23 protein-coding genes and 1 pseudogene are annotated in these 23571 nt (G+C 73.6%); 9 read left to right on the forward strand and 15 right to left on the reverse strand.

Going from position 1 to position 23571, the window contains the following annotated elements:
- The 3 genes and pseudogenes from ACYVO2_RS29990 to ACYVO2_RS30000 form a co-directional block, all read left to right on the forward strand.
- A pseudogene (locus ACYVO2_RS29990) lies at positions 1-528 on the forward strand (glycoside hydrolase family 3 protein); the annotation flags it as partial.
- 133 nt (positions 529-661) lie between these two features.
- Complete coding sequence (locus ACYVO2_RS29995) at positions 662-1723, forward strand: SIS domain-containing protein (RefSeq protein WP_461011184.1); 1062 nt, start codon at positions 662-664, stop codon at positions 1721-1723.
- A 336-nt stretch (positions 1724-2059) separates the two neighbouring features.
- Positions 2060-3574, forward strand: a complete 1515-nt coding sequence (locus ACYVO2_RS30000) for a histidine kinase N-terminal domain-containing protein (RefSeq protein ID WP_461011238.1) — start codon at positions 2060-2062, stop codon at positions 3572-3574.
- A 202-nt stretch (positions 3575-3776) separates the two neighbouring features.
- On the opposite strand, the gene ACYVO2_RS30005 is transcribed toward ACYVO2_RS30000, so the two are convergent.
- Both ACYVO2_RS30005 and ACYVO2_RS30010 read right to left on the reverse strand, forming a co-directional pair.
- Complete coding sequence (locus ACYVO2_RS30005; RefSeq protein WP_461011185.1) at positions 3777-4034, reverse strand: WhiB family transcriptional regulator; 258 nt, start codon at positions 4032-4034, stop codon at positions 3777-3779.
- Positions 4035-4365: 331 nt separating this feature from the next.
- Entirely contained in the window at positions 4366-5328 is a 963-nt protein-coding gene (locus ACYVO2_RS30010) for a diacylglycerol/lipid kinase family protein (protein WP_461011186.1), read from the reverse strand.
- Between the two features lie 95 nt (positions 5329-5423).
- Here ACYVO2_RS30010 and ACYVO2_RS30015 point away from each other — a divergent pair, with 95 nt between their 5' ends.
- Positions 5424-5921, forward strand: coding sequence for a hypothetical protein (locus tag ACYVO2_RS30015; RefSeq protein ID WP_461011187.1), 498 nt, complete (start codon positions 5424-5426; stop codon positions 5919-5921).
- A gap of 33 nt (positions 5922-5954) precedes the next feature.
- Here ACYVO2_RS30015 and ACYVO2_RS30020 read toward each other — a convergent pair whose 3' ends face one another.
- The 4 genes from ACYVO2_RS30020 to ACYVO2_RS30035 all read right to left on the reverse strand — a co-directional run bounded on the left by ACYVO2_RS30020 (position 5955) and on the right by ACYVO2_RS30035 (position 10049).
- Positions 5955-6803, reverse strand: a complete 849-nt coding sequence (locus ACYVO2_RS30020) for an RNA polymerase sigma factor SigF (RefSeq protein ID WP_461011239.1) — start codon at positions 6801-6803, stop codon at positions 5955-5957.
- A gap of 319 nt (positions 6804-7122) precedes the next feature.
- Complete coding sequence (locus tag ACYVO2_RS30025; protein ID WP_461011188.1) at positions 7123-7536, reverse strand: ATP-binding protein; 414 nt, start codon at positions 7534-7536, stop codon at positions 7123-7125.
- Between the two features lie 230 nt (positions 7537-7766).
- Entirely contained in the window at positions 7767-8252 is a 486-nt protein-coding gene (locus tag ACYVO2_RS30030; RefSeq protein ID WP_461011189.1) for a GNAT family N-acetyltransferase, read from the reverse strand.
- A gap of 117 nt (positions 8253-8369) precedes the next feature.
- Complete coding sequence (locus tag ACYVO2_RS30035) at positions 8370-10049, reverse strand: MFS transporter (RefSeq protein WP_461011190.1); 1680 nt, start codon at positions 10047-10049, stop codon at positions 8370-8372.
- Between the two features lie 456 nt (positions 10050-10505).
- Here ACYVO2_RS30035 and ACYVO2_RS30040 point away from each other — a divergent pair, with 456 nt between their 5' ends.
- A complete protein-coding gene (locus tag ACYVO2_RS30040) occupies positions 10506-10997 on the forward strand; it encodes an ATP-binding protein (protein ID WP_461011191.1) in 492 nt (163 codons plus the stop codon).
- A gap of 138 nt (positions 10998-11135) precedes the next feature.
- Here ACYVO2_RS30040 and pgi read toward each other — a convergent pair whose 3' ends face one another.
- Together pgi and sodN are read right to left on the reverse strand one after the other, a co-directional pair.
- Entirely contained in the window at positions 11136-12776 is a 1641-nt protein-coding gene (gene pgi / locus ACYVO2_RS30045) for a glucose-6-phosphate isomerase (protein WP_461011192.1), read from the reverse strand.
- 294 nt (positions 12777-13070) lie between these two features.
- Positions 13071-13466, reverse strand: coding sequence for a superoxide dismutase, Ni (sodN, locus tag ACYVO2_RS30050; RefSeq protein ID WP_461011193.1), 396 nt, complete (start codon positions 13464-13466; stop codon positions 13071-13073).
- Between the two features lie 140 nt (positions 13467-13606).
- Between sodN and sodX the strand changes: the two genes are divergently transcribed.
- On the forward strand, positions 13607-14038 hold the full coding sequence (sodX, locus tag ACYVO2_RS30055; RefSeq protein ID WP_461011194.1) for a nickel-type superoxide dismutase maturation protease: 432 nt from the start codon (positions 13607-13609) through the stop codon (positions 14036-14038).
- Here the strand turns inward: sodX and ACYVO2_RS30060 are convergent.
- Positions 13933-14571, reverse strand: coding sequence for a CGNR zinc finger domain-containing protein (locus tag ACYVO2_RS30060; protein WP_461011195.1), 639 nt, complete (start codon positions 14569-14571; stop codon positions 13933-13935). The two genes, sodX and ACYVO2_RS30060, sit on opposite strands and share 106 nt — an antisense overlap.
- A gap of 156 nt (positions 14572-14727) precedes the next feature.
- On the opposite strand from ACYVO2_RS30060, the gene ACYVO2_RS30065 reads away from it, so the two are divergent.
- Positions 14728-15507 (forward strand): class I SAM-dependent methyltransferase, encoded by a 780-nt coding sequence (locus ACYVO2_RS30065; RefSeq protein WP_461011196.1) that lies wholly within the window; start codon positions 14728-14730, stop codon positions 15505-15507.
- Positions 15508-15583: 76 nt separating this feature from the next.
- Here the strand turns inward: ACYVO2_RS30065 and ACYVO2_RS30070 are convergent, their stop codons facing one another.
- The 3 genes from ACYVO2_RS30070 to ACYVO2_RS30080 are packed head-to-tail and all read right to left on the reverse strand — an operon-like array spanning position 15584 to position 18288.
- Positions 15584-16336 (reverse strand): amino acid ABC transporter ATP-binding protein, encoded by a 753-nt coding sequence (locus tag ACYVO2_RS30070; protein WP_461011240.1) that lies wholly within the window; start codon positions 16334-16336, stop codon positions 15584-15586.
- A gap of 11 nt (positions 16337-16347) precedes the next feature.
- Positions 16348-17283, reverse strand: a complete 936-nt coding sequence (locus ACYVO2_RS30075) for an amino acid ABC transporter permease (RefSeq protein ID WP_461011197.1) — start codon at positions 17281-17283, stop codon at positions 16348-16350.
- A 42-nt stretch (positions 17284-17325) separates the two neighbouring features.
- On the reverse strand, positions 17326-18288 hold the full coding sequence (locus ACYVO2_RS30080; protein WP_461011198.1) for an ABC transporter substrate-binding protein: 963 nt from the start codon (positions 18286-18288) through the stop codon (positions 17326-17328).
- A gap of 608 nt (positions 18289-18896) precedes the next feature.
- On the opposite strand from ACYVO2_RS30080, the gene ACYVO2_RS30085 reads away from it, so the two are divergent.
- On the forward strand, positions 18897-20108 hold the full coding sequence (locus tag ACYVO2_RS30085) for an NAD(P)-dependent malic enzyme (protein ID WP_461011199.1): 1212 nt from the start codon (positions 18897-18899) through the stop codon (positions 20106-20108).
- A gap of 85 nt (positions 20109-20193) precedes the next feature.
- Positions 20194-21159, forward strand: coding sequence for a zinc-binding dehydrogenase (locus ACYVO2_RS30090; protein WP_461011200.1), 966 nt, complete (start codon positions 20194-20196; stop codon positions 21157-21159).
- A gap of 25 nt (positions 21160-21184) precedes the next feature.
- On the opposite strand, the gene ACYVO2_RS30095 is transcribed toward ACYVO2_RS30090, so the two are convergent.
- From ACYVO2_RS30095 to ACYVO2_RS30105, 3 genes are all read right to left on the reverse strand, one after another.
- Positions 21185-22231, reverse strand: a complete 1047-nt coding sequence (locus ACYVO2_RS30095; protein ID WP_461011201.1) for a PadR family transcriptional regulator — start codon at positions 22229-22231, stop codon at positions 21185-21187.
- Positions 22231-23085: a DUF4097 family beta strand repeat-containing protein gene (locus ACYVO2_RS30100; RefSeq protein ID WP_461011202.1), complete on the reverse strand. Its 855-nt coding sequence runs from the start codon at positions 23083-23085 to the stop codon at positions 22231-22233. The genes ACYVO2_RS30095 and ACYVO2_RS30100 overlap by 1 nt, the downstream gene beginning before the upstream one ends.
- A 177-nt stretch (positions 23086-23262) precedes the next feature.
- Positions 23263-23442, reverse strand: coding sequence for a DUF6104 family protein (locus tag ACYVO2_RS30105; RefSeq protein ID WP_461011203.1), 180 nt, complete (start codon positions 23440-23442; stop codon positions 23263-23265).
- Positions 23443-23571: the final 129 nt, after the last annotated feature.

Genomic DNA, 23571 nt, shown 5'->3' on the forward strand with positions numbered 1-23571 from the left:
CGGGCGGTGCGGGCGGGCGCGCGGTCCGGCGCGGCACGGGGCGCGGCGCCGGACCCGGAGGTCGGGCTCGCCGCGGCGCGCCGGGCCCTGCGCCTCACCCCCGGCCCCGGCGCCTTCACCCCCGTCACCGAGCCGCCGCACGTGGCGGCCCTGACCCCGGTGGCCAACATCGCCGTGGGCGAGGACACCCCCTGGGGCCTGGCCGCCGAGCTGGACCGGCTGCTGCCCGGCACCACCGTGGGCACCCTGCGCGCCGCCGACGCCGCTCCCGGCGCGCTGCCCGGCGCCGTCGCGAACGTGCTCGACGAGGCCGGGGACCGTAGGATCGTCGTGGCGGTGCGCGACGTGCACCGGCACCCCTGGATGGCCTCCGCGCTGGCCGCGCTGGTGGCCGCCCGGCCCGACGCCGTCGTCGTCGAGATGGGCGTGCCGCAGGCCCCGCCGGCCGGAGCCCTGCACATCGCCACCCACGGCGCCGCCCGGGTGTGCGGCCGTGCCGCGGCCGAGGTCATCGTGGGCCTGCGCTGACGCGCCGCCGCCCGCGCCGCCCGACGACCGGACCGCCGCGCCGCCCGCGCCCGCGCCGCCCGCCGTGCCGTCCGACAGCGCTGTCCGAACCACCGGTCCCACCCGAACCACCGCCCGCCCTGGAGGCCCCAGCATGACCGCCGACCGCCCGACCCCCTCCGCTCCCGGCCGGATCATGGCCGGGGAGATGGCCGAGCAGCCCGCGGTCCTGCGCCGCGTCCTCGACGAGGGCGCCCCGCGGATCCGCGAGACCGCCGCCGCCATCGCCGCCCGCGGCCCCCGGTTCTTCCTGCTCACCGCGCGCGGCACCTCCGACAACGCCGCGCTGTACGCCAAGTACCTGATCGAGGTGCTGCTCGGCAGGCCCGCGGGCCTCACCTCGATGTCCACCACCACCGCCTACGGCGCGCGGCCCGACCTCACCGACTGCCTGGTGATCACCGTCAGCCAGTCCGGCGGCTCACCCGACCTGGTCGCCTCCACCGAGGCGGCCCGGCGCGCCGGGGCGATCACCCTCGCCGTCACCAACAACCCCGGCTCCCCGCTCGCCGAGGTCTCCGAGTACCACATCGACGTCCTGGCCGGGCCGGAGAAGGCGCTGCCCGCCACCAAGACCTACACCGCGGAGCTGCTGGCGCTGTACCTGTTCGTCGAGGGCCTGCGCGGCGGCGACGGCGGTGCCGCGGGGCCCCTGCCCGACCTGGCCGCCGGCGTGCTGGAGCGCACCGACGAGGTCAGGGAGCTGGCCCAGCGCTACCGGTTCGCCCAGCGGCTGGTGATCACCTCGCGCGGCTACGGCTACCCCACGGCCCGCGAGGCGGCGCTGAAGCTGATGGAGACCTCCTACATACCGGCGAGCCCGTTCTCCGGCGCGGACCTGCTGCACGGGCCGCTGGCCATGGTGGACAACGTCTCCCCGGTCATCGCGATCGTCCCCGACGGGCGGGCCGGCGAGGCCCTCCAGCCGGTGCTCGACCGGCTGCGGGGGCGGGGCGCGGACCTGGTCGTCATCGGGCAGCGGCCCCAGGTGGAGGCGGCCAGCGCCGGGTTCGTGCTGCCGTCGGGCGTCGCGGAGGAGGTGCAGCCGGTGCTGGAGATCCTCCCGCTCCAGCGGCTCGCCTACGAGGTGACGGTGGCCAGGGGGCAGGACCCGGACGCGCCGCGGGCGCTGGCGAAGGTGACGGAGACGCGCTGAGGCGGAGAGCCGGGCGCGCGGCTCACTTCGGGCCGCGGCGCCGGTTCGGGACCCTCAACCCGGCCGGCACCGCAGCCCTCCGCTGATGCCGGTCACCGCCGCGTCCCGGGGTGTGCGGACCCCGCCGACGCGCGTACGACCGGCTCGTAAGGCGGACCGCGCGGTCAGGGCAGAAGGCGCGTTCCGCCTCGTCCACCCCCTGTGCGGTCGGGAGTGGAAGTCGAGGCCGCCGTCCATTGTGGACTAGACCAATGATTCTGTCCAGGAGTTCCACCGGGAGTTCCACCGGATCCGGTGAAGACGCGATCTGGGGGTACGCTCCGCTACGTGCCCTCCATGAACGACCTCGTACGGCAGCACACCGCGCTCGGCGCCTCCGACCTGGAGTGGCTGCACCTTCTCGTCTCGGAGTGGCAGTTGCTCTCCGACCTGTCCTTCGCCGATCTCGTGCTGTGGGTGCCCACCCGCGACGGCACCCGCTACGTCTCCGTGGCCCAGATGCGGCCCAACACCGGCCCCACCTCCTACCTGAACGACATGGTGGGCCACATGGTTCCCCGCGGCCGCCGCCCGCTGCTCGACGCGGCCCTGGACGAGGGGCGGATCGTCCGCGAGGGCGACCCGGAGTGGCGGGAGGAGGTGCCGGTGCGGGTGGAGTCCATCCCCGTGCGCCGCGAGGGCCGGGTGCTCGGCGTGATCGCCCGCAACACCAACCTGCTCACCGTGCGCACCCCGAGCCGCCTGGAGCTCACCTATCTCCAGAGCGCCTCCGACCTGGCGCAGATGATCGCCGCCGGAACGTTTCCCTTCTCCGACGAGCAGGTCGACATGGACGCCTCGCCGCGGGTCGGCGACGGCCTGATGCGGCTCGACGCCGAGGGCGTCGTCCAGTACGCCAGCCCCAACGCGCTGTCCGCCTACCACCGCCTCGGCCTCGCCGCCGACCTGGTGGGTCTGCACCTGGGCCGCACCACGGCCGCGCTCGCGCCGTCCCGGGGCCCGGTGGACGAGGCGCTGGTGAAGCTGGCCAGCGGGTGGGCCCCGCGTGAGGCGGAGGTGGAGGGCCCGGACTGCGTGATCCAGTTGCGCACCATCCCGCTCAAGCCCAAGGGCGAGCGGATCGGCTCGCTGGTGCTGTGCCGGGACGTCACCGAGCTGCGCCGCCGCGAGCGCGAACTGATCACCAAGGACGCCACCATCCGGGAGATCCACCACCGGGTGAAGAACAACCTCCAGACCGTGGCCGCGCTGCTGCGCCTCCAGGCCAGGCGGATGGACTCAGCGCCGGCCCGCTCGGCGCTGGAGGAGGCGGTGCGCCGGGTCGGCTCCATCGCCATCGTCCACGAGACGCTCTCCCAGACGCTGGACGAGCGGGTGGACTTCGACGCCATAGCCGACCGGGTGCTCGCGATGGTCACCGAGCTGTCGCCGGGTCTTGTGGAGGGCCGCAGGACGGGCCGGTTCGGCATACTCGCGGCCGAGGTGGCCACCCCGCTGTCCATGGTCCTCACCGAGCTGCTCCAGAACGCGCTGGAGCACGGCTTCGGAGCGGGGGAGCGGGGCGCCCTGGAGGTCGGCGCGGTGCGCAGCCGGGAGGCGTCGCGGGCCGGTGACGGGCCGGGGCACGGCAACCGCGGCGACCGGGAGGCCCCGCGGGACCGGCTGCTGATCACCATCACCGACGACGGGCGCGGCATACCGGCGGACTTCGACCCGCAGACGTCGGGCAACCTGGGACTCCAGATCGTGCGCACCCTCGTCGTCGGCGAACTCGGCGGCCGCTTCGACATGAAGCCGGGGCCGGAGGGGGGCACACGGGTGCTGCTCGACCTGTGGATCGACGGGACCTGAGCCGGCGTCAGGGGGCGGGGGAGCGGGGTTGCTCCACGGGCCGCGGGCCCTGACCCCGCCCCGGCCCCGGGCACGCGAAAGCCCCGGCCGCGGGGAACGGTCGGGGCTTCTCACGCCGTTGCGTGGTGCGGGTTGCGCTGCTGGCTCGGGGGTGGGCCGTACCCGGTGGGCTGGGCCCTGGGCAAGCGCTGCGGGGGGTTCGTCAGGCGCTGTTGCTGCGCGCCCGGTTGCGGGCGGCGCGGCGCTTCATGGCGCGGCGCTCGTCCTCGCTCAGGCCACCCCACACACCGGCGTCCTGTCCGGTCTCCAGCGCCCACTGAAGGCACTGGTCCATGACCGGGCAGCGCCGGCAGACAGCCTTGGCTTCCTCGATCTGCAGCAGCGCAGGACCAGTGTTGCCGATGGGGAAGAAAAGCTCGGGGTCTTCCTCGCGGCACACAGCGCGGTGGCGCCAGTCCATAGCTGCTCCGTCTCCTCCTGTCGGCGGGATGGCCCCGCTGACACTGCTTGTGAATGTGAACGCTTTCACGAATCCCCTCACAAGAGAAGGGCCGACAGACGGGCTGTTCCCGCTGTGGTCCCGCAAGGGTGAGAGTGGATTCTGGCTTGTCGGGGCCCTTCGGAGGGGGCCGTCCCGATCGCCATGTAGAGCCTCGCAAACCTCGGGCCCGGATACAACCCCTTCCGGGAAGGTTTTTTTGATTCATTGGTGTCGTCTAGCTCACACCCCTACTTCCATGGGGTGGAAACCAGCCTGTGCGTTCGAGAAAAAGGGCTTTGCGGCCTTCTACTCACACAATCACACGCAGTGCTCGCCGAACACCTGTGAACGTGATGTTACTGCGGAGGCCCAGGTGATCGCCGTCCACCTGGAACGGCAGGGGCGTGTCCGTGGTGAGGGAGAACTCGGCGACGTCGTGGCGCGTCACCACGTGCTTGCCGCGCGGCCCGCGCGCCGACGACGACAGCAGTTGTGAACCGTACCGGAGCACGGCCGCCGGTGTCAGGCGGGTGAGCGCCATCAGGTCGAGGTCCGCGTCGAACGAGGCGTCAGGAGTGGCCCACACCGGGCGGTTGCCCAGATACGTCCACGGCGCGGTGTTGGCGACGATGGCCACCACCAGACCGGGCACCGGGTCCTCGCCCGGCTGCTCCAGGGTGATCCGGCCTTCCTTGCGGTGCGGGTCGCCCAGGTACTGCCGCACCACCTGGCGCACGTACAGCGGGTGCGTGGAGCGCTTGCCCTCGGCGCGGCGCCCCTCCACGCGGCCCACCACCCCGGCGTCGAAGCCGAGCCCGGCGCAGAAGGTGAACCACCGCGGCGGCACCGTCTCGTCGCGGGTGCCCGGGGTGCCGGTGGCCAGGCCCAGGCCCACGCTGCGGTCGCTGCCGGTGCGCAGCGCGTCCAGCAGCGCGCCGGTGGCCTCCACCGCGTCGTTGGGCAGGCCCAGGTTGCGCGCGAAGACGTTGGTGCTGCCGCCCGGCACCACGGCGAGCTTCGGCAGACCGGGGGCGGGGCCGTTGTGCAGCAGGCCGTTGACGACCTCGTTGACCGTGCCGTCGCCGCCGAGGGCGACCACCAGCTCCACGTCCGAGGACTCCGCCGCCCTGCGGCCGAGGTCGCGGGCGTGGCCGCGGTACTCGGTGGCCGCCACCTCCAGCTTCAGATCGCTGGCGAGCGCGTGGATCAGCACGTCACGGGTGCGCGCGCTGGTGGTGGTGGCTGCCGGGTTGACCACGAGAAGAGCGCGCATGGCGCCCAAGAGTACTGTGCTCCGCCGGGCCGCGGCGCACAGGTCCCAGGCGGGGCCGTTGCGCGGCGGCGCCCGGCGGGTTCTACGCTTCAGGGGTGAGCGCTAAGACCCCCCCGAAGCGAAACGGCCGCGGCCGGGACGGCCGGCCGAAGGGCCGCCCGGCCGAGGAGCCCGCCCGCAGGACGGACGGCGCCGGGCGCCCGTGGACGGTCGTGGTGGCCGCCGTGGTGGCGGCCGTCGAGGGCCTGGTGCTGGCCGCCTGGGGGCTGTACACGATCGTCGCCGGCCTCCTCGGCGACCCGGACGACCCGGCGCGCGCCGAGTTCGGCGGGCTGGTCGTGCTGTGCCTGGCGCTGATGCCGCTGGCGGCGGCGCGCGGCCTGTTCCTGACCCGCTCCTGGAGCCGGGGCCCGGTGCTGGTGCTGCAACTGCTGGCGCTGCCGGTGGCCTGGTCGATGGTGCAGAACGGCGGCGGGATGATCGCCGCCGGGGTGGCCCTGGGCGTCGCCGCGCTGGTCGGGGCGTTCACCCTCGTTCACCCGGCGACCACCGAGGCCCTCCAGAGCGAGCCGGGCGAGGGCCGGCCGGGCTGAGACGCCGCCCGGCCGCGGCCTGCGCCCGGCCGGCTACTCCTCGACCAGCAGCCGCTCGCGCAACTGGGCCAGGGTGCGGGCCAGCAGCCGCGAGACGTGCATCTGCGAGATGCCGACCTCCTGGGCGATCTGCGACTGCGTCATGTTCCCGAAGAACCGCAGCAGCAGGATCTTCTTCTCCCGCGGCGGCAACTGCTCCAGCAGCGGCTTGAGCGACTCCCGGTACTCCACGCCCTCCAGCGCGTCGTCCTCCGCGCCGAGGGTGTCGGCGACGGCGGGCGACTCGTCGTCCGCGTCCGGCACGTCGAGCGACAGGGTGCTGTAGGCGTTCGCCGACTCCAGGCCCTCCAGCACCTCCTCCTCGGAGATGCCCGGGTGCTCGGCGAGCTCGTGCACCGTCGGGGCGCGGCCGTGCCGCTGCGACAGCTCGCTGGTGGCCGAGGTGAGCGACAGGCGCAGCTCCTGGAGGCGCCGGGGCACCCGCACCGCCCAGCCCTTGTCCCGGAAGTGGCGCTTGATCTCGCCGACCACGGTCGGGGTGGCGTAGGTGGAGAACTCCACGCCGCGCGCCGGGTCGAACCGGTCCACCGACTTGATCAGGCCGATCGTGGCGACCTGGGTGAGGTCGTCCAGTGGCTCGCCGCGGTTGCGGAAGCGGCGGGCCAGGTGCTCCACCAGCGGCAGGTGCATGCGCACCAGCCGGTTGCGCAGCTCGGCGCGCTCGGGCGAGCCGTCCGGCAGCGTGGCCAACTGCTCGAACAGCGCACGGGCTCCGCTGCGGTCGGTCGGGTCGTGGTGGTCCATCGGCTCCGCCCCCGTGGTCCTGCGGTCCGGGGCCGCTCCCGGGGCGTCCGCCTCCGGGTCCGGCCGGCCCGGGCGCACCGGCTGCTCGGCGGGGACGCGGTCGCGGCCCCGCGGCGCGGCGGTGCCCCGCCGGCCGCCGTGCCCGGCCGCCCCCGCCTGGGAGGGGAGACGCGGCTCCGGCTCGCCGGTCGCGACGCGCTCCGCGCTCCGTTCCGATTCGCTCACGGCGCTCCCCCATTCCCTTCGGGACGAACCGGCGCCCGGCCGAGGGGCGCCGAGGCCGGACGCGAAACCGCCTCACGGCACCGGGCCGCCCGTGGCGCGCGGGCCGCGGAACCCCGCGGCGGGCGCCCGAGGGGGCCGGTGGTCGTGGCGGTGGTGGTCATGGCGGTCTTCCTCACGACTGCCCGGGGCCCGCACCGCGCTTCTTGTGCAGGCTGATGCTGACGGTACGGTCCTCGGCCACGCTGGAGTCCACCTCGCCGGCCAGTGCGGACAGCACCGTCCAGGCGAAGGTCTCGCGCTCGGGGGCGCGGCCGTCGGTGGTGGGGGCCGAGACGGTCACCCGGAGGGCGTCGCCGACGAGGCGGAAGACGCAGGACAGCACGCTGCCCGGCACCGCCTGCTGGAGCAGGATGGCGCACGCCTCGTCCACGGCGATCCGCAGGTCTTCGATCTCGTCGAGGGTGAAGTCCAAGCGGGCGGCGAGCCCGGCGGTCGCCGTGCGCAGTACCGACAGATAGGCCCCTGCCGCGGGCAGCCGGACTTCCACGAAGTCCTGCGTCCCGGGCTCGCCTGAGATCTGGGACACCCTCACCTCCAAGGTGACGCATGGTGGTTGTGCTGTTCCGCGACGGCTCCGCCGCTGGACGCGGCGGCCCGCCGTCGCTTACGGCCTGCGGTACGCCCCGATGCGCGACCGCCCGCAGACGCTATCGCGATCGGCAGCACGATGTCGCCCGGACGGAGCATGCTCCGCACCTGCGTCCTGTCACTCATGGTAAATCAATGAGTGCGCACAGTCACAGGGGTTGGGGCCCATCAATTCGAACGCGATGCCGCGAGCTCGCCCAGGGCGGCGCCGGAGAGCCGGAAGGTCGTCCACTCGGCCATGGGCTGGGCCCCCAGCGACTTGTAGAAGGCTATCGACGGCTCGTTCCAGTCCAGGACCGACCACTCGAACCGGTCGTACCCGCGCTCGGCGCAGATCCGGGCCAGCTCGGCCATCAGCGCCCTGCCGTGCCCGGCCCCGCGCGCCCGCGGACGCACGAACAGGTCCTCCAGGTACACGCCGTGGGTGCCCGTCCAGGTGGAGAAGTTGCGGAACCACAGCGCGAAGCCGACGGCCTCACCGGTCGCGTCGTCCTCCGCGACGAGGGCGAACGCCGCCGGGTGCGCGCCGAACAGCGCCGCGCGCAACTGCTCCTCGGTGGCACGGGCGCTGTCGGGCTCGCGCTCGTACTCGGCGAGCTCGCGGATCATCGCGTGGATCTCGGGGACGTCCGAGGCGGTGGCCGGTCGAATCATGCCGCCAGGGTACTAAGCCGCGGCGACACCCACACGGCCGCCGAGGACCGGCCGGCGGGCCGGCCGGTCCTCGGGGAAGGTGTGCCCGGCCCGGCCCGGGGGCCGCCCCGTCCGCCGTCAGTCCTCGCAGGGGGTGCCGCGCGGCAACTGGTAGCGGGCGCCTATGCGGTACTCGCCGGGGGCGCCGGCGTTCAGGCGCGTCCAGTCGCCGTCCGGCGCCAGGCAGCTTCCGGTGCCCTTCGCCTCGTCCTTGGGCAGGCCCAGCCAGGGCGAATACGGTATGCGCACCAGGACCGAGTCCGCGGAGGGCAGCTCGACGGTGATCTCGTCGGGCCCGGCCCGCTTGACCTTCGCCGGGGCCTCCACCAGCGGCTCCGCCTCGGTGAAGCGGAACAGGCGCCAGTTGTCGTCCTGCCACACCGGCTCCAGCCACGGCTGCCCGGCCCGGACCAGCTCCGCCTCCTCCTGCGCGTGCTTGTCCGGCGGCGCCTCGGGCAGCACCACGTAATGGACGGCCCAGCGGCGCAGCCACTCGCGGTAGGTCTCCGGGGTGAGCGTGCCGTCGTAGAACAGCGGGTGCCTGGCCATGTCGAGCTGCCGGTTCCACCCGCGCGCCAGGATCACGTGGGGCGCGAGGCCCGACGCCTCCCGGTGCGAGCGCTCCGGCACCACTTCCACACGCCCCCGGTACGCGCCCACGCGCTCCAGCTCCTCTATCAGCGGCGCGGTCCGCTGGTTCCACGAGGCGGCGGGCGTGGTCTCCACGATGTCCCGCGCGGGCTTGGCCACCGCCCACACCGCGGCCACCGCGAAGACCACGTATATGGCCATCACCTTGGGCCGGGTGGCCGCGGCGGCCAGCAGCACCACCCCGCCGAACAGCAGGGACAGCCGGTCCACGTTGGTGCCCACCGGCGAGGGGATCGCCCAGGCCAGCACCACGCCCACGGCGTACACCGCGGCGCCCACGCGGATGGTCTTCCACGACTTGGGCGCGAGCAGCGCCACGGCGACGGCGATGCCCGTCGGCAGGAACACCGAGATGAACGGCATCGGCTGCATGCCGCGGAAGGGGAAGAACAGGCTGGACACGCCCACCACGACCAGCGGGCCGACGGCCAGCGCGTACGCGGGCGGGCGCCGCTTGGTGAGGAACAGGGCGGCGGCGACGACCATCAGGAACAGGCCCGCCACCGGGCTGGAGAGCGTGGCCAGGGCGCCGAAGGACACCGCGCCCACCCCGCGCAGCGTCCGGGTGCCGCGGGAGGCGAACACGGCCACCACGGCGGCCAGCGCGAACATCACCCCGAGCGCGAAGGTCACGCGCCCGGACGCCGCGTTGCCCGCCAGGGCGCACGCCGCCCACAGCGCGGCGGGCCGCGGCCTGGCGACCTTGGCGCGCAGCAGGAGCAGCGCGACCAGACCCGCCGAGATCGTGCCCGCGAGCACCGCGACCGTGCGCACGCCGATCGCCGCCATGAGGTACGGCGAGATCACGCTGTAGTTGACCGTGTGCATACCGCCGTACCACGACAGGTTGTACGCGGAGTCGGGGTACTTGGAGACGAAGTCGGCCCAGGCGTCCTGGGCGGCCAGGTCACCGCCGCCGCTGGCCAGGAACAGCACCCACAGCAGGTGCAGCGCCGCGGCGAGCAGCATCGCGGCGGCGGCGGGGTGCCGGGGGTTCAGCCGGCGTCTCCATTGGCGCAGCCCGTGCCATCGCTGGAACCGCTCCCCGAGCGGGGCAGCGGGTCCCGGCTTCACCCCGGCGTCGCGCGCCGGCTCCCAAGTGGCCACTGCTGACGACTTCTCTTCCGGTAGCTGGTCGGTTTCGGAGCCCGGTCAGGGCGGCTTCTCCGTCGGTTTCCCCGGATCTCGCCGGCCTCCCGCCGGTTTCGCGCCGGTTTTCCGTCGGATTTCGTGGGGCCGCCCTCGGCAGGATACGAATCCGCGCACACAGCTCCGGTATGGCGAACGGCGCAACCGACGCTAGCACGGGCGTTCTTCCGACCGTCAAGCGGGTTTCCCCTGGCGTGGCGCGCCCGCGTGCGGCCCGTGCGGGGGCGCGCACGCCCCGTGATCACCGCGGTCCGGTCGAGTAACGCTAGGGGACGCGGTGGATCAGGCGGAACGCTGGGTAGTCGCTTATAGGGGCCTTTCCACCGCGGACCGGAAGGTGGGCGCGGCGGGCGGGCCCCGGGTACGGGGACAGACGCAACGGGCAGGCTGTGACGTGACAACGGGGGTTCCATCATGCGTGCTGCCAGGACGGAGCGGGCCTCGCCCGCCGGGGCCGGCGAGACGGACGGGGATCGGGCGGCGGACAGCCGAGTGCTGCGCCTGGACCGCGGGGCGAGCAGCGCCGCGGCGCGGGCGTTCGCCCGGCGCTGCCTGGCCGACTGGGGCGTGACCGAGGACTCGGCGCTCGGCCAGGACGCGGTGCTGGTCGTCAGCGAGCTGGTGACGAACGCGCTCATGCACGCCGACGCCGCCGAGGAGCTGCGCCTGGTGTGGCGGGCCCCGACGCTGGTGGTGGAGGTGCGGGACGTCGGCCGGGGGATGCCGCGCCCGCGCAGGGCCGGGACCGGCGAGCCGGGCGGCCGGGGGCTGGACATCGTCTCCAAGCTGGCGGAGCGGTGGCAGGTGAGCCTGGAGCCGCGGGGGCGCAAGACGGTGCGGGCGGAGCTGCGCCGCGCCGCCGCCGCGCCGGGCGTCGTGCACGAGCTGCGCGGCTCAGCGGGCTGACGGGCGCCCCGCGGCCCCGGAGGCGGCCGCGGGGGCGTCGACGAGGAGCCCCGGCCCGTCGGTGACGGACCGGGGCCGCTCCGCCCGCCCCCGGGTCCCACTGCCCCGGGCCCGCTGCCCGCGGGCCCGGGGAGGCGTTCAGCGCCCGCGCATCCGCCGGTAGCGGCGCACCAGGGCGCGGGTGGAGCTGTCCAGGGACGCGTCCACCTCGCCGCCGGGCACCAACTGCGGCTCGATGCGCTTGGCCAGCACCTTGCCGAGCTCCACACCCCACTGGTCGAAGGAGTTGATGTTCCACAGCGCGCCCTGGACGAACACCTTGTGCTCGTACAGCGCGATCAACTGGCCGAGCACGGCCGGGGTCAGCCGGGGCGCCAGGATGGTGGTGGTCGGGCGGTTGCCGGGGAAGGTCCGGTGCGGGACGAGCTCGGGGGCCACGCCCTCGGCCGCGACCTCCTGGGCGGTCTTGCCGAACGCCAGCGCCTGCCCCTGGGCGAACAGGTTCGCCATCAGCAGGTCGTGCTGCCCCCACGGGTCGGCCACCGGCTCGGCGAACCCGATGAGGTCGGCCGGGACCAGTTGGGTGCCCTGGTGCAGAAGCTGGAAGTAGGCGTGCTGGCCGTTGGTGCCGGGGGTGCCCCACACCACGGGGCCGGTGCGCACGGGCACCGGCCGGCCCTCCCGGTCCACTGACTTGCCGTTGGACTCCATGTCGAGCTGCTGGAGGTAGGCGGTGAACTTCGACAGGTAGTGGCTGTAGGGCAGCACCGCGTGGCTCTGCGCGTCGAAGAAGTCGCCGTACCACACGCCGAGCGCGCCGAGCAGCACCGGAAGGTTGGCCTCGGGCGGCGCGGTGCGGAAGTGCGTGTCCATGGTGTGGAAGCCGTCCAGCAGCTCCTGGAACCCCTCGGGCCCGATCGCCGTCATCAGGGACAGGCCGATCGCCGAGTCGAAGGAGTACCGGCCGCCCACCCAGTCCCAGAACTCGAACATGTTGGCCGTGTCGATGCCGAACTTGGCCACCTCGTCGGCGTTGGTGGACACGGCCACGAAGTGCCGGGCCACCGCGGACTCGTCCGCGCCGAGCCCGTCGAGCAGCCAGCGGCGGGCGCTGGAGGCGTTGCTGATCGTCTCGACCGTGGTGAAGGTCTTGGAGGAGACGACGAACAGGGTCTCGGCCGGGTCCAGGTTGTGCGTGGCCTCGTACAGGTCGGAGGCGTCCACGTTGGAGACGAAGCGGAAGTCCAGCGCCCGGTCGGTGTGGTCGCGCAGCGCCTCGTAGGCCATGGCGGGGCCGAGGTCGGAGCCGCCGATGCCGATGTTGACGACCGTGCGCACGCGCCTGCCGGTGTGCCCCGTCCACTCCCCGGAGCGCACCCGGCGCGCGAACGCGGCCATCCGGCCCAGCACCTCGTGCACCGCGGGCACCACGTCGCGCCCGTCCACCTCGATCACGTCGCCGGGCCGCGAGCGCAGCGCCACGTGCAGGACCGCGCGGTTCTCCGTGGTGTTGATCCGCTCGCCGCGGAACATCGCGTCGCGCAGCGGCAGCACGCCGCGGGCCTCGACGAGCGCGAGCAGCAGCCGCAGCGTCTCGTCCGTCACCAACTGCCGCGAGTAGTCGGCGTACAGGTCCCCGGCCTGGAGGGTGTAGCGCTCACCGCGCTCGGGGTCGGCGGCGAACAGGTCCCGCAGGTGGGTGTCGCCGAACGCCTCGCGGTGCTCGCGCAGCGCCTTCCACTGGGGCAGTGCGGTCAAGGGGGCGGGGGCTTCACTCATGGGGTGTCGCCTTTCTTCCGTCTGGTGCGTCAGCCGGTCGGGTGGTCTGGCCCGCCCGCCGCCGGACCGTGCCGTCCGGCCGCCGGGCGGGGGCCGGGAGCCCTCGGGCCCGCTTCCGGCGGGCGCCGGGTCGGGGCGTGCAGGCGAAGCGCCCGGTCCGCTTCAGCGGCCGGGCGCTCCGTTGCCGTGCCGCGTCACGGCCGGGCCGCCCCGCCGCCCCGTCCGCCGCTTCCACTGCGGCGGACGGGGCGGAACGGGCGCGGAGCACCGGACGTTGACGCCGCGTCAGGCCGGTCAGGCCTTCTTGGTCTCCCAGAAGATCTTGTCGATCTCGGCGATCAGGTCCAGCAGGGCCTGGCCGGTCTTGGGGTCGGTGGAGCCCTTGGCCGCGCTGGCGGCCTTCAGGGCGTCGTTGAACAACTGGTGGAGCTGGGGGTACTTCTCGAAGTGCGGGGCCTTGAAGTAGTCGCTCCACAGCACCGACAGGTGGTGCTTGGCGAGCTCGGCACGCTGCTCCTTGATGACCGCGGCCCGGGTGCGGAAGTGCGCGTCCTCGTTGGCCTGGTACTTCTCCTGGATGGCCTTGACGGACTCCGCCTCGATGCGCGCCTGCGCCGGGTCGTACACGCCGCAGGGGAGGTCGCAGTGAGCGCTGACGGTCACCGTGGGGGCAAACAGACGAGCGAACATGGAAGTCCTTCCTCGTGATCGTCTTCTCACGTGCGAGATTACTCCCAGAACCAGCGGATTTCTCGACCGCCCCTAGGGTCTTAGGACGAAAGTCTGGGTCACCCTGGGAAAGAGGGACCAACGCACAGGGAGGAACCGCGATGCGGACCGAGGACGCCACGACGCCGGACGCGCCGCCGCTGGGGTGGGCCGTGGTGGAGGGGCCTTCGATGGTGCCCACGCTGCGCGACGGCGACCGGCTGCTCGTCCGGTACGGCGCCGCCGTCAGGCCCGGGGACGTGGTGGTGGCCAGGCATCCGTTCCAGCAGGACCTGCTGGTGGTCAAGCGGGCCGCGGAGCGCAGGGACGGGGGGTGGTGGCTGCTGGGCGACAACTCCTTCGTGCCGAACGACAGCCGGGAGTTCGGCGTGGTGCCCGCCGAGCTCGTGCTGGGCCGCGCGGTGGCGCGGTACCGGCCCCGCCGCTCCTACTCCTCCGCCGCCACCTGGGTGCTCGGCGCGGTGCGCCCGCTGTTCCCGGCACGCGCCGCGGTCGTGGAGCGCTCGCTCTCCAGGCGCTTGCGGGCGCGGTAGGCGGCGACGTTGGCGCGGGTGGCGCACCGGTCGGAGCAGTAGCGCCGGGAGCGGTTGGTGGAGGTGTCCACGTACGCGTTGCGGCAGGGCGCGGCCTGGCAGATCCCCAGGCGGTCCACCCCCAGGTCGGTGACCTGGACGGCCAGGCCCATGCCGGCCAGCGCCGCGTAGTTGCCGGTGGCCGAGGTGGCGTGCTCGGCCAGGTGCAGGTGCCAGCGCGGCCTGCCCTCGTCGTCCAGGTAGTCGTGGCCGGAGATCTGCGGGCTCACGGGGTACTCCATCAGCAGCGCGTTGAGCAGGTCCACGGCTCTGACCTGGTCGCCCTCGTCCGCCGCCTCGAAGATGGCGCGCAGCCTGGTGCGCACGCCGCGCAGCCGGCCGACGTCGGCGTCGCCGGCGCGGCGGGCCACCGGGCTGCCCTCGGGGAAGAGCGCGCGCACGCCCTCCACCGAGGTCAGGGCGTCCTCGGCGCGGCTGGGCTGCTCGGTGTTCACCAGGCGCACCGCGTAGTCCGAGTAATAGGCCAGTTCCACGTCGAGTCCTTACGTCAGCGGTCCGGATGGGCTAGGGTCGTCGTGCTCGGGATCTGTAATGGATGACTGGGCCACCAGGGTATTACCGCGCGGGGTCGCGGCGCCGCCGCGCGCGCGGAATCCGGCCAAGGGCACGATCGGGGAAGGGGCACGGCCATGACGACGACCGCGCACACGCAGGCGGCGGCGGAGCAGGACTGGCGGCGCTGGCAGGAGAGCTGGGACCGCCAGCAGGAGTGGTACCTGCCCGACCGCGAGGAGCGGTTCCGGGTGATGCTGGACATGGTCGAGGCGCTGGTCGGCGAGGAGCCGGTGGTGCTCGACCTGGCGTGCGGGACCGGCACCATCACCGACCGGCTGCTGCGCCGGCTGCCGAAGGCGACCAGCACCGGGGTGGACCAGGACCCGGTGCTGCTCACCATCGCCCGCGGGTACTTCGAGCGGGAGACCAGGGTCCGGTTCGTCTCGGCCGACCTGACCGATCCGCGGTGGCCGGAGAAGCTGCCGCGCCGCCGGTTCGACGCGGTGCTCACCGCCACCGCCCTGCACTGGCTGTCGGCGGAGCAGCTCACGGGGCTGTACGGGCAGCTCGCCGGCCTCGTCCGCGACGGCGGCGTCTTCCTCAACGCCGACCACATGCCCGACCCGTCCACGCCGCGGATCAACGAGGCCCACTCCGCCCTGCTGCGCGCGCGCCGGGAGCGGGCCAGGGCCGAGGGCGTCCTGGACTGGGAGAGCTGGTGGCGGGCCCTGGAGGGCGAGGAGTGCTTCGCCGAGGCCCTCGCCCGGCGCAGGGAGATCTACGGCGGCGACGGCCACACCGAGTCCGAGGAGCCGCCGGCCTGGCACGCGGCCCGGCTCCGCGAGGCCGGGTTCGGCGAGGCCCGCGCGGTGTGGTGCTCGGTGAGCGACGCGCTGATGCTCGCGGTGAAGTAGGGCGGCCGGCGCACGAAGCGGCGGCGGCGCGCCCGGGAGCCCCGGGTGCACCGCCGCCGTCTGTCGCACCGCCGTCCTACAGCACCTTGGACAGGAACGACTTGGTCCGCTCGTGCTGCGGGTTGCCCAGGACGTCCCTGGGGAGCCCCGCCTCGACGACCACGCCGTCGTCCATGAACACCAGCGCGTCGCCGACCTCGCGGGCGAAGCCCATCTCGTGGGTGACGACCACCATGGTCATCCCCTCCTCGGCGAGGTCCCGCATCACGTCGAGCACCTCGCCGACCAGCTCCGGGTCGAGCGCCGAGGTGGGCTCGTCGAAGAGCATCAGCTTGGGCTGCATGGCCAGCGCCCGGGCGATCGCCACGCGCTGCTGCTGGCCGCCGGACAACTGCGCGGGGTAGTTGCCCTCCTTGCCGGTCAGGCCCACCCGGTCGAGCAGCTTCAGCGCGCGCTCCCGCGCCGACGCCCTCGTCTCCCGCTTGACCTGCACGGGGGCCTCCATGACGTTCTCCAGCGCCGTCATGTGCGGGAAGAGGTTGAACCGCTGGAAGACCATGCCGATGTCGCGGCGCTTGGCGGCGACCTCGCGGTCCCGCAGCTCGTACAGCTTGTCGCCGTGCTGCCGGTAGCCGACCAGCTCGCCGTCCACCCACAGCCGCCCGGCGTTGATCTTCTCCAGGTGGTTGATGCAGCGCAGGAAGGTGGACTTGCCCGAGCCGGACGGGCCGATCAGGCAGAACACCTCGCGCGGCGCGACCTCCAGGTCGATGCCCTTGAGCACCTCCACCAGGCCGAACGACTTGTGCACCGCCTCGGCCTTGACCATGGGAACCGCGCTCACTTGGCCACCTCCGGACGGCGCATCCGGGTCAGGTTGGCCCTGACCCGCTGGAGTGGGGTCGGCGGCAGGCTCCGGGACGAGCCACGCGCGTAGCGCCGCTCCAGGTAGAACTGGCCGATGCTGAAGACCGTGGTCAGGATCAGGTACCAGACCGAGGCGAGGAAGAGCATCTCCACCGCGGCGCCCGAGGTCTGCGCCAGGTCCGTGGTGGACTGGAGCAGGTCGTAGTACTGCACGGCGACCACCAGCGAGGTGGTCTTCAGCATGTTGATGAACTCGTTGCCGGTCGGCGGGACGATCACCCGCATGGCCTGGGGCAGCACCACCCGGCGCAGCGTCTTGCCGTGGCTCATGCCCAGGGCGTGCGCGGCCTCGGTCTGGCCCTCGTCCACGGACTGGATGCCGGCGCGCACGATCTCGGCCATGTACGCGGCCTCGTTCAGCCCGAGGCCCAGCAGGGCGGCGAGGAACGGGGTCATGAAGTCCGCCCACTCGTCCTTGTAGAAGCCCAGGTTGACCGTGTCGAAGACCAGGCCGAGGCTGAACCAGACGAGGAGCTGGACGTAGACCGGGGTGCCGCGGAAGAACCAGATGTAGAACCAGGCGACGGACGAGGTCACCGGGTTCTTGGACAGCCGCATGACCGCGAGCACCACGCCGAGCGCCACGCCCAGCACCATGGCGACGATCGTCAGCCACACGGTGTTGCGCACGCCGCGCAGCACGTCGCCGTCGAAGAAGAAGTCCGGGATGGCGCCGTAGTTGATGTCGCCCTGCGAGAAGGCGTACACGATGAGGCCGAGCAGGGTCAGCACCACGACCGCCGAGATCCAGCGCCCGTAGTGCCGGACCGGGATGGCCTTGATGGGCTCGGGGGAGGCCGCGGCCGGCGGGGGTCCGCCCGCGGGCCGCTTGTCGAGGGGAACAGTCACGTCCAAGGTGCCTTTCGAAGGGGGCAGCGGATCACCGCGCGGTCAGGAACCGCCGTTGATCTTGACCTCGGAGACCGCGCCGTCGGCGACGCCCCACTTGTCCAGGATCTTCTGGTACTCGCCGTTGGCGACGATGGCCTCCATGGCGGCCTTGAGGGCGTCGCGCAGCTCGGTGTTGTCCTTGCTCACCGCAATGCCGTAGGGGCCGGCCAGCTCCTGCTCGCCGACGAGCTGGAAGTCCTTGCCGCCGCCGGAGGTCTTCACCGCGTACGCGGCCACGGGGAAGTCACTGGAGCCCGCGACGGCGCCGCCGCTGCGCAGCCGGGTCTGGGCGGCGATGTCGGTGGCGAACGCCTCGATGGAGATCGCCTTCTGGCCCTGCCCGGTGCACTCCGCGGACTTCTCCTTGGCCAGGTCGTGGGAGGTGGTGCCGCGCTGCACGACGATCTTCCGGCCGCACAGGTCGGTCCAGGTGTTGATGCCCTCCGGGTTGCCCTTCTTCGTGTACAGGGACACACCTGCGGTGAAGTAGTCGACGAAGTCGACGCCCTCGCCGACCTTCTCGCCCTCGTGGAGGCCCTCCTGGCGGTCCTTGGTGTCGCTCATCGCCGACATCACGATGTCGTAGCGCTTGGCGCGCAGGCCGGTGAGCAGGCCGTCGAAGGTGCCGTTGTTGAACTTGAACTCGACCCCGAGCTCCTTGCCCATGGCGGCGGCGATGTCCGGGTCGATGCCGACCGTCTTGCCCTTGTCCTTGTACTCGACCGGCGGGTAGGCGATGTCCGAGCCGACCTGGATGACCTTGGAGTTCTTGTACTTGGCGGGCAGCAGGTCGGCGGGCGACTTCGCGGCGCCGCTGCCGCCGGACGGGGTGCTGCTCGCGCTGTTCCCCGGGTCGTCGCCGGAGTCGTCGGTCTGGTCCCCGCATCCGGCCAGCAGCAGCGCGCCGCAGGCGGCGATCGCCGCGGTGGCCAGCAGCCGGCGCCGGGTGGAGCGTGCGGTCATGGTGGATTCCTCCTGCGGGGGACAGCCAAAAGAGCGCTGGTGGCGCTCGTATGTGCGTTCGATACACACGACCCTGTGTGATTCGTGCATCTTGCCATCCGGACACCCCCTGGCAGGGCCACTGGTGTGTCAAAATCAGATAACGGGCGATCCCCGATGCGCTACTCGCGATGTCCCGCACGGCTGGGACCGGGCGGCGGCAGGCCGTGTCCGGCGGAGTGACGGCGGACTCCGGCAGGCGCCCCCGAGGCGAGATCCCGCCCGAAGTCATCGCGGACATCGCGGACTTGGGCGAACACCCCGAAGGACGGCAAAGGCCGGGACACCCGGGTGATCCGGTGCAAACCGGCCCATTCGGACCGGAGGATCCGGTCGCGTGTCCCGGAGGGAACCCGGGCGGGGTCCGGACGAGGTATTCCTCACACCCGGCCCCCACGGCTTCCGGTAGAACGGACCGACCGGACCGGACCCGCCGATCCTCACTCCCCGCATCCGGGGACCGAGCGCGCGCGTGCGGCCGCGCTCAAGCGCTCGTCGAGCACCACGAGCGGCTCGTCATCAACCCTCACGAGGCATCGCCCTCGCTACACGCAGACAAAGGGGTCACCGTGGCAGCGGAGATCATCCATTCCCCCAGCGACCAGTCCCGGCAGGACGCCGGGCAGGACATGATCGATCCGGCGTTCGCCCTCCACCGCGGCGGCAAGATGGAGGTGCGCGCCACCGTCCCGGTCCGGGACGCCGACGACCTCTCCCTCGCCTACACGCCCGGCGTGGCCAAGGTGTGCACGGCCATCGCCGAGCGGCCCGAACTCGTCCACGACTACACCTGGCGCTCGCAGGTCGTCGCCGTCGTCACCGACGGCACCGCGGTGCTCGGGCTCGGCGACATCGGCCCGCAGGCGTCGCTGCCCGTCATGGAGGGGAAGGCCATCCTGTTCAAGCAGTTCGGCGGCGTGGACGCGGTCCCGCTCGCGCTGGACTGCACCGACGTGGACGAGCTGGTGGACACCGTCGCCCGCCTCGCGCCGTCCTTCGGCGGGATCAACCTCGAGGACATCTCCGCGCCCCGCTGCTTCGAGATCGAGCGCAGGCTCCAGGAGCGGCTGGACATCCCGGTCTTCCACGACGACCAGCACGGCACCGCCATCGTCACCCTCGCCGCCCTGCGCAACGCCGCCCGGCTGACCGGGCGCTCCCCGGGCGACCTGCGGGCGGTGATCTCCGGGGCGGGCGCGGCCGGGGTGGCCATCGCCAAGATCCTCGTGGAGGCGGGGATCGGGGACGTGGCGCTGGCCGACCGCAAGGGCGTCCTGCACGAGGGCAGGGACGACCTGACCCCCGTCAAGCGGCTCATCGCCGAGCTCACCAACAGGACCGGCGTGTCCGGCTCGCTGGCCGACGCGCTGGCCGGGGCGGACGTGTTCATCGGCGTCTCCGGCGGCACCGTGCCGGAGGAGGCGGTGGCCACCATGGCGAAGGACGCGTTCATCTTCGCGATGGCCAACCCGGACCCGGAGATCCACCCCGAGGTGGCGCACCGGTACGCGTCCGTGGTCGCCACCGGCCGCAGCGACTTCCCCAACCAGATCAACAACGTCCTGGCCTTCCCCGGCGTGTTCGCCGGCGCGCTCCAGGTGCGGGCGTCGCGGATCACCGAGGGCATGAAGATCGCCGCGGCGGACGCGCTCGCGGCGGTGGTCGCGGACGAGCTGAGCGCGGACCGGGTGATCCCGAGCCCGTTCGACGACCGGGTCGCCCCCGCGGTGACCCGCGCGGTCGCGGAGGCGGCACGGGCGGAGGGGGTGGCGCGGAGGTAGGCGCCGCGGGCCGGCGGAGCCACGCCGGCAGCGTCACACCCCGGGTCCGTTCCCCGGAGGGCCCCGCGCCCCCTACTGTCGGATCATGTTCGCCGCATACGTCGCACGTTTCGACAAGGAGCAGCCGCTCGACGGGCTGGAGCTCGGGGAGCGGGCGGAGCCGCGGGAGTGCCCGGGGTGGACGACCGTGACCCTGCGGGCCGCGTCGCTCAACCACCACGATCTGTGGTCCCTGCGCGGGGTCGGGCTGGACGAGAAGAGCCTGCCGATGATCCTCGGGTGCGACGGCGCCGGGGTGGACGAGGACGGCAACGAGGTCGTCGTCCACTCCGTCGTCGGGCAGACCGGCCACGGGGTGGGCCCGGGGGAGCGGCGCTCCATCCTCAGTGAGCGCTACCCGGGCACGTTCGCCGAGCGGGTGTCCGTCCCCACCTGGAACCTGCTGCCCAAGCCCGCCGGCCTGTCCTTCGAGGAGGCCGCCTGCCTGCCCACGGCGTGGCTGACCGCGTACCGGATGCTGTTCACCAACGCGGGGGTGCGCCCCGGCGACTCGGTGCTGGTGCAGGGCGCGGGCGGCGGGGTGGCCACCGCGGCCATCGTGCTGGGCCGGGCCGCGGGCCTGCGGATGTTCGCCACCAGCCGGGACGCGGCCAAGCGTGAGCGGGCCGTGGAGCTCGGCGCCGAGCTCGCCGTCGAGCCGGGCGCCCGGCTGCCCGAGCGCGTGGACGCCGTGATCGAGACGGTCGGCGCGGCCACCTGGTCGCACTCGGTGCGCTCCCTGCGGGCCGGCGGCACCCTGGTGATCTCCGGCGCCACCAGCGGCTACAACCCGCCCGCCACCGAGCTGAACCGCATCTTCTTCCTGGAGCTGAAGGTCGTCGGCAGCACCATGGGCACCAAGGAGGAGCTCGCCGCGCTGCTGAACTTCTGCCAGGCCACCGGGGTGCGCCCGGTGATCGACTCGGTGCTCCCGCTCGACCGGGTGCGCGAGGGCATGGCGCGGATGGCGGAGGGCGAGCTGTTCGGCAAGGTCGTCCTGCGGATGGGCTGAGCGCGGGCGGGCGGGCCCGGGCGGCTCACTCCCGGCGCCCGCCCCCGTGCAGCACCACCCCGATGTGGGCGGCGGCCGTGGACAGGTGCCGTCGCACGTCCCGCAACTGCTCGCCGGTCAGGCCCCGGTCCCGGGCGGCGTCCCGCACGTCGTCCCGGAACCGGTCGAGCAGCCGCTCCAGGTCGCGCAGCGGCTCGGCGGAGGCGGTGTCGTCCGCCTCGGCCCACTCCGGCGCGGGCGCCCCGGCGGCCTCGGCCGCGCCGCGCCGCCCGCCGCCCGCACCGGAGCCCGCACCGGAGCCCGCGCCCGCGCCCCGCCCCGGCTCGGCGAGCGCCGCCAGCTCCCGGGCCAGCTCGCCGATGCCCTCGGCCAGCCCCGCGGGCCAGTCCCCGCGGCCCAGGTGCTCCTGCACCTGCTCCTGCACGCGCCGCTTGATCCGCAGCAGCTCCTCGCGGGTGACGGCCTGTGCCCGCTGCGCCTGCTCCCGGGCGGCGGCGGCCTCCTGCCTGGCCCGCCTGCTGTCCTCCTCGGCCCGGTGCGCCCGCTCCCGCATCTCCCGGCGCACCCGGCCCCACTCCTGCTTGGCGCGCCGCCACGCCTCCCGGTCCGCCCACGGGTCCCGTTCACCCCACGCCTCCCGGTCCGCCGGCGGCTCGCGGAACCCGCCCCCGCCGGGCGGCGCCTCGCGGACCCGGGCGGCCGCGGCCCGCACCTCCTCGCGCAGCTCGCGCGCCGACCCGCGCACGTCCTCGCGGATCTCGGCGGCGAGCCCGGAGACCGACGCGTGGATCTGCGCCTCCAGGTCGGCCAGCTCGTCCCGGCGCCCGGCCAGCTCCCTGCGGCCCGCCTCGGTGAGCGCGTACACCTTGCGGCCGCCCTCGGTGGTGTGGGTGACCAGGCCCTCCTTCTCCAGCTTGGCCAGGCGCGGGTAGACGGTGCCCGCCGAGGGCGCGTACAGGCCGTGGAAGCGCTCCTCCAGCAGGCGGATGACCTCGTAGCCGTGGCGGGGCGCCTCGTCCAGCAGGCCGAGCAGGTACAGGCGGAGCCTGCCGTGCGCGAAGACGGGGGCCATCACAGCACCGTCCCTTCCAGTTCCGCGGCGTCCGGATCCAGCGGCGGCCTGCGCAGCAGGGCCACCGAGCCGGACACGGAGTTCACCGACACCCTGCCCCGCCCCCGGCCCAGCGTGCCGTGCAGGCGCTTGGCGGAGTGGTCGCGGTGCAGGCGCAGCTCGTCGAACGCGGTGGCGACGGTGCCGCTCGCGGTGCCCGCGTCCACCCGGGCGTCCCCGCCGGACGGCAGCCGCACGGCGATCTCGCCGGAGACGGTGCTGAGCCGGACGGAACTGCCGCGCCGGGAGGCGGTCAGCGGGGCCAGGTCGAGCACCATGTCGCCGCTGACCGACTCGGCGTTCACCCGGCTGCCGGTGCCCTCCACCAGGGTGAGGGCGCCGGAGACGGAGTTGACGCGCAGGTCGCCGGAGACGCTCTGCGCGTCCACGCTGCCCGAGACGGTGTTGACCAGCACCCGCCCGGTCACCCCGACCAGGGTGGTGTCGCCGCTGACGGTGCTGATCCGGGTGCGGCCGCCGATCCCGGAGACCACGGTGGTGGCGGTCACCACGCCCACGTCGGCGCGGACGGCCGCGGGCAGGGCCACGGAGACCACGGCCTGCCGCCGCCGCGCCCTGGGCGCCAGCCAGCCCAGGGGGTTGCGCCCGTGCGGGTCGCGGTGGACGACGGCGAGCACGCCCCGCTCCAGGCGGACCAGCAGCGGCGGGCCCTCGACCCCGGTGACCTCCAGGCGCGGCGGGCCCTCGCCGGTGCCGACGACGTTGACCTCACCGCCGTACAGCCGCACCCGCAGGCTGTGGACGCCGCCGTCGAAGGTGAGTGTGCGCGGATCGGCTACGGTCCACTCCGGCATCCCGGGCCCCCTTGTGCGGCTGAGGTCAGCGACCTGTGAGATCTGCGAGGTCTGCGCGTGCGGTGCGTGCGGTGCGCGGGTGCGCACCGGGAGAACGCAACATATCGCGTTCTCCCGGTCTCACGATAGGTCGCGTCCGCCGCGCTGTCACGGGGAGGGTCCGCCCGGGGCCCGGCGCTACTCGTCGTCCTCGTCGTCCAGCCGGGCCAGCCAGGTGGCCAGCCGCTCCACCGGGATCTCGAACTCGGGGTTGAGGTCGACGAACTCGCGCAGCCGCTCGGCGAGCCACGCCAGGCTCACCTGCTCGTCGCCACGACGGTCCTCCAGCTCCTCGATGCCGCGGTCGGTGAAGTACAAGGCACACTCCGGAAAGGTGAAAGAGGGACGGGCCGGACGCCGCGGTCCGGGCCGGGGCAAAGCCAAGGGAAAAGGCTACTCAGCCGCGAACGGCCGCTCCGCCACCCCCGGGTGGGCTCCGTCACCCCC

It is taken from the genome of Streptomyces capparidis, from assembly GCF_054782095.1.

What these genes read in the sequence shown, in the direction of transcription:
- ACYVO2_RS29995 (WP_461011184.1), top strand. Translation starts at nt 662, where the DNA reads ATGACCGCCGACCGCCCGACCCCCTCCGCTCCCGGCCGGATCATGGCC.
- ACYVO2_RS30000 (WP_461011238.1), top strand. Translation starts at nt 2,060, where the DNA reads ATGAACGACCTCGTACGGCAGCACACCGCGCTCGGCGCCTCCGACCTG.
- ACYVO2_RS30005 (WP_461011185.1), bottom strand. Translation starts at nt 4,034, where the DNA reads ATGGACTGGCGCCACCGCGCTGTGTGCCGCGAGGAAGACCCCGAGCTT.
- ACYVO2_RS30010 (WP_461011186.1), bottom strand. Translation starts at nt 5,328, where the DNA reads ATGCGCGCTCTTCTCGTGGTCAACCCGGCAGCCACCACCACCAGCGCG.
- ACYVO2_RS30030 (WP_461011189.1), bottom strand. Translation starts at nt 8,252, where the DNA reads ATGATTCGACCGGCCACCGCCTCGGACGTCCCCGAGATCCACGCGATG.
- ACYVO2_RS30040 (WP_461011191.1), top strand. Translation starts at nt 10,506, where the DNA reads ATGCGTGCTGCCAGGACGGAGCGGGCCTCGCCCGCCGGGGCCGGCGAG.
- pgi (WP_461011192.1), bottom strand. Translation starts at nt 12,776, where the DNA reads ATGAGTGAAGCCCCCGCCCCCTTGACCGCACTGCCCCAGTGGAAGGCG.
- sodN (WP_461011193.1), bottom strand. Translation starts at nt 13,466, where the DNA reads ATGTTCGCTCGTCTGTTTGCCCCCACGGTGACCGTCAGCGCTCACTGC.
- sodX (WP_461011194.1), top strand. Translation starts at nt 13,607, where the DNA reads ATGCGGACCGAGGACGCCACGACGCCGGACGCGCCGCCGCTGGGGTGG.
- ACYVO2_RS30065 (WP_461011196.1), top strand. Translation starts at nt 14,728, where the DNA reads ATGACGACGACCGCGCACACGCAGGCGGCGGCGGAGCAGGACTGGCGG.
- ACYVO2_RS30070 (WP_461011240.1), bottom strand. Translation starts at nt 16,336, where the DNA reads ATGGTCAAGGCCGAGGCGGTGCACAAGTCGTTCGGCCTGGTGGAGGTG.
- ACYVO2_RS30080 (WP_461011198.1), bottom strand. Translation starts at nt 18,288, where the DNA reads ATGACCGCACGCTCCACCCGGCGCCGGCTGCTGGCCACCGCGGCGATC.
- ACYVO2_RS30090 (WP_461011200.1), top strand. Translation starts at nt 20,194, where the DNA reads ATGTTCGCCGCATACGTCGCACGTTTCGACAAGGAGCAGCCGCTCGAC.
- ACYVO2_RS30095 (WP_461011201.1), bottom strand. Translation starts at nt 22,231, where the DNA reads ATGGCCCCCGTCTTCGCGCACGGCAGGCTCCGCCTGTACCTGCTCGGC.
- ACYVO2_RS30100 (WP_461011202.1), bottom strand. Translation starts at nt 23,085, where the DNA reads ATGCCGGAGTGGACCGTAGCCGATCCGCGCACACTCACCTTCGACGGC.